Raw genomic sequence first — 3,797 nt, 5'->3', positions numbered from 1 at the left:
CCGGTAGCGCGAGGATGCCTTCCATGCAGAGCACGACGACGACGGTGACGGCCACGGACGGCACCGCCCTGTTCACCCACCGCTGGCTGCCCGACGCGGACCCGAAGGCGGTGCTCGTCCTGGCCCACGGCATGGCCGAGCACTCGGCGCGCTACGCCCGGCTCGCCGAGGCGCTGACCGCGGCCGGCTACGCCGTCTACGCCCCCGACCACCGCGGGCACGGGCGCACCGCCGACGAGAAGGACCACGGCTACTTCGCCGACTCCGGCGGGTGGGAGACCGTCGTCGGCGACCTGCGCCAGGTCACCGACTTCGCCCGGTCCGAGCACCCCGGGCTGCCGGTCTTCCTGCTCGGGCACTCGATGGGGTCCTTCCTCGCCCGCGCCTTCGTCATCGGCGGGTCCGAGCACCTCACCGGGCTGGTCCTGTCCGGCACGGCGGGCGACCCCGGCGCGCTGGGGAAGGTCGGTGCCGGCATCGCCGCCGCCGAGGCCCGGGTCCGCGGCCGCCGGCACGTCAGCCCGCTGCTCGACAAGCTGACCTTCGGCCAGTACAACGCCGCCTTCAAGCCCAACCGCACCGACTTCGACTGGCTCTCGCGCGACGACGCCGAGGTCGACGCCTACGTGGCGGACCCGCTCTGCGGCAACACCTTCACCTCCGGGTTCTTCGCCGACCTGCTCGGCGGGCTCGCCGGCATCAACGACGCCAAGCAGGTGGCCGGGGTGCGCAAGACGCTGCCGGTGCTGTTGGTCGCGGGTGACAAGGACCCGGTCGGCGCCGGCGGCAAGGGCCCCCGGGCCGTCGCCCAGCAGTACCGCGAGGCCGGGCTCACCGACGTCACGTGCACGATCTACCCGGGCGCCCGCCACGAGGTCTTCAACGAGACCAACCGGGACGAGGTCACCGCGGACGTCGTCCGCTGGCTCGACGCGCACCTGCCAGGCTGAGCCGGGCCGACCGCCGGCCGCGATGACGCGTGGTCGCGGATGTCGTCTCGTGTCGCGGCACCATCCGCGACCTGCGACGACATCTGCGACGTCGTGCGGGAGCGGCCGGGTCCTCGCTCGTCCCGGGGTGCCCGCCACCCGGTCCGCGAGGGTCTTGCCTCGCGCGGCCCGCCCGCTGGTTAGGGTTGGCGCGTGCTGAGAACGGCCGCCGCGGTCGCCGCGGGCAAGACCGTCCGAGCCCTCGCCCGCCGCCGGGGCGGAGGGTCGGCCTTCCCCGGCCTCGTGGCGGAGAGGATCCAGCCGCGCATCCTGCGTCGGGCCCTCGCCGACATCCCCGGCGGCATCGTCGTCGTCAGCGGCACCAACGGCAAGACGACGACGACGAAGATGCTCGTCGCCGTCCTGCGCGCCCACAGCCGCACGGTCTTCAGCAACCCGACGGGCTCGAACTTCACCCGGGGCGTGCTGTCCGAGATGCTGCCGCAGCTCCCGGTCAGCGGCCGGCTGGAGGCCGACCTCGTCGTCGTCGAGCTCGACGAGGCGCACGCGATGCGGTTCGTCGACGAGGTCGCACCCACCCACTCCCTGCTGCTCAACGTCGCCCGCGACCAGCTGGACCGGTTCGCCGAGATCGACCACACCGCCGACCTCCTGGCCCGACTCGGCGCCGCCTCCACTGAGGGCGTCGTGGCCAACGCCGACGACCCGTTCGTCAGCCGCGCCGCCGACGCCCTGGACGTGCCGGTCCGTTGGTTCGGCCTGGACGCCTCCATCGCCGACCGCCTGCCCGAGATCACCGAGCACGACTCCCGCTTCGACGACGCCCCGACGACCCGCGACCCCGGGGCCGGCGACGCCCGGCTGCGCCCCCGTGACGAGCGTGCCTTCGACGTCGTCTTCCCCGACGTCGCGGTCGGGCCGGTCACCCTGCGCCAGCGCGGGCTGGCCGCGATGATCAACGCGACGGCCGCCACGACCACGGCCCGGCTGCTGCTCGGCGACGACTTCGACCCCTCGGTGGCCGCCGCCGCGCTCGCCGCCGTCCAGCCGCCGTTCGGCCGCGGCGAGGTCATCGACGTCGACGGGCAGCCGCTCGAGCTCGTCCTGGTGAAGAACCCGGCCGGCTTCGGCGTCGCGCTCAACACCTACGGCAGCACCCCGGTGGCGACGATGGTCGCCATCAACGACAACGACGCCGACGGCCGCGACGTCTCCTGGCTCTACGACGTGTCCTTCGCCTCGCTGCGAGAGCGGGGCGTCGCACTGACCAGCGGGGTCCGCGCCTACGACATGGCGCTGCGGCTGCACTACGACGACGTCGCCGTCGACCGGGTCGTCCCGGACCTCGAGGAGGCGCTCGACGCCTTCGTCGCCGCCCACGGAGGCGAGCCGAAGCGGATCTTCTGCACCTACACGGCGATGATGGCGCTGCGCCGCACCCTCGCGGCACGCCACGGCCTCGCGCACTTCGGGGAGGACGCACCCGCATGAGCACCGAGATCCTCGCGCCGGACGGCCCGACCAAGGGCACGGTCACCCTCGTCCACCTCTACCCGCGCGAGATGAGCATCTACGGCGACCTCGGCAACACCCGGGCGCTCGCCAGCCGCATCCGCCGGCACGGCTACACCGCCGAGGTCGTCGACCACCACCCCGGCGCCGACTTCCGCGACGACGCGCACCTCTTCATGGGCGGCGGGGGCCAGGACTCGGGGCAGGCGCGGGTGGAGGCCGACCTCGAGGCGGTCGGCCCGACCCTCAAGGCCATGGCCGCCGACGGGGTGCCGATGCTCGTCATCTGCGGGATGTACCAGCTGTTCGGCAACTCCTTCCACACCGTCGGCGGGCAGGTGCTCCCGGGCCTGGGCATCCTCGACGTCACGACCCGCGGCAACGACAAGCGGATGATCGGGCCGGTCTGCCTCGAGACCGAGTTCGGCCGGGTCGTCGGCTACGAGAACCACTCCGGCTCGACCGTGCTGGGGACCGGGCAGGAGGCCTTCGGCACGGTCCTGGCCGGACATGGAAACAACGGCGAGGACCGCACCGAGGGCGCCCGCACGCTGCACGTCATCGGCACCTACCTGCACGGCCCGCTGCTGCCGTCCAACCCGATGGTGTCCGACGCGCTCATCGCGGTCGCCGCCGAGCGCGCCACCGGCCGGCCGTTCGAGCCCGAGGATCTCGAGGACCCGCTCGCCGACGAGGCCCGCGGACGCCAGGTGCGCCGGCTGGTCGGGGCCCGCTGAGTCAGGCGTCGACGCCGGCCGGCTCCCACAGCTGCACCGGGTTGCCCTCGGGGTCGTGCAGGTCGGCGAAGCGGCCGTTCGGGTAGGCCTCCGAGTGCACGGCGACCTCGACGCCCGCGTCGCGCAGCGCGGCGACCATCCCGTCCAGGTCGTCGACCCGGAAGTTCAGCGCCCAGGGCCGACCCTCCAGGTGCTCGGCCCCGGCGTCGAACGCGGCGAGCACCGTCGTCCCGGCCTCCTGCCGCCACGACGGCAGCCCGTACTCGGCCGGTGGCGGCCGGACCCCGAGGTGCTCGTCGTACCAGTCGGTCAGCGCGTCCGGGTCGCGGGCCGCGAAGAAGAACCCGCCGATCCCGGTCACCCTCGCCATCGGCCGAGCCTAGCCGTCGAGGGGTGGCCGAGGGCCGGTGCCGGGGAGTGCGAGGCGGGACCGACCGGCGTGCCGGGGAGTGCGAGGCGGGACCGACCGGCCGCCGGCGGTCGTCGGCCGGGCTGCGAGGATGGCCCGCGTGACCGGCTCCGACACCGTGCCCGACGACTTCGCCCGCTACGTCGCCGACTCCCCGACGTCCTACCACGCTGCCGCCGCGGCCCGGGA

At 74.2% G+C, this 3,797-nt stretch carries 4 protein-coding genes; 3 read left to right on the top strand and 1 reads right to left on the bottom strand.

The window, feature by feature from the left end; translation table 11 throughout:
• Window positions 1-23 precede the first annotated feature (23 nt).
• The 3 genes from EPD83_RS17975 (at window position 24) to EPD83_RS17965 (ending at window position 3,199) form a co-directional block, all read left to right on the top strand.
• Entirely contained in the window at window positions 24-950 is a 927-nt protein-coding gene (locus EPD83_RS17975; RefSeq protein WP_128367794.1) for an alpha/beta hydrolase, read from the top strand.
• A gap of 192 nt (window positions 951-1,142) precedes the next feature.
• On the top strand, window positions 1,143-2,441 hold the full coding sequence (locus tag EPD83_RS17970) for a Mur ligase family protein (RefSeq protein WP_128367795.1): 1,299 nt from the start codon (window positions 1,143-1,145) through the stop codon (window positions 2,439-2,441).
• Window positions 2,438-3,199, top strand: a complete 762-nt coding sequence (locus tag EPD83_RS17965; protein ID WP_128367796.1) for a type 1 glutamine amidotransferase — start codon at window positions 2,438-2,440, stop codon at window positions 3,197-3,199. The genes EPD83_RS17970 and EPD83_RS17965 overlap by 4 nt, the downstream gene beginning before the upstream one ends.
• 1 nt (window position 3,200) lies before the next feature.
• Here the strand turns inward: EPD83_RS17965 and EPD83_RS17960 are convergent, their stop codons facing one another.
• On the bottom strand, window positions 3,201-3,569 hold the full coding sequence (locus tag EPD83_RS17960; protein WP_128367797.1) for a VOC family protein: 369 nt from the start codon (window positions 3,567-3,569) through the stop codon (window positions 3,201-3,203).
• Between the last annotated feature and the right edge of the window lie 228 nt (window positions 3,570-3,797).

Origin of the sequence: Phycicoccus flavus, from assembly GCF_004025965.2 — a bacterium.
Classification (GTDB): domain Bacteria; phylum Actinomycetota; class Actinomycetes; order Actinomycetales; family Dermatophilaceae; genus Phycicoccus; species Phycicoccus flavus.
The sequence above is the reverse complement of the archived record's forward strand: the minus strand, read 5'-3'. Positions and strand labels throughout refer to the sequence as shown.

What these genes read in the sequence shown, in the direction of transcription:
- EPD83_RS17975 (WP_128367794.1), top strand. Translation starts at nt 24, where the DNA reads ATGCAGAGCACGACGACGACGGTGACGGCCACGGACGGCACCGCCCTG.
- EPD83_RS17965 (WP_128367796.1), top strand. Translation starts at nt 2,438, where the DNA reads ATGAGCACCGAGATCCTCGCGCCGGACGGCCCGACCAAGGGCACGGTC.
- EPD83_RS17960 (WP_128367797.1), bottom strand. Translation starts at nt 3,569, where the DNA reads ATGGCGAGGGTGACCGGGATCGGCGGGTTCTTCTTCGCGGCCCGCGAC.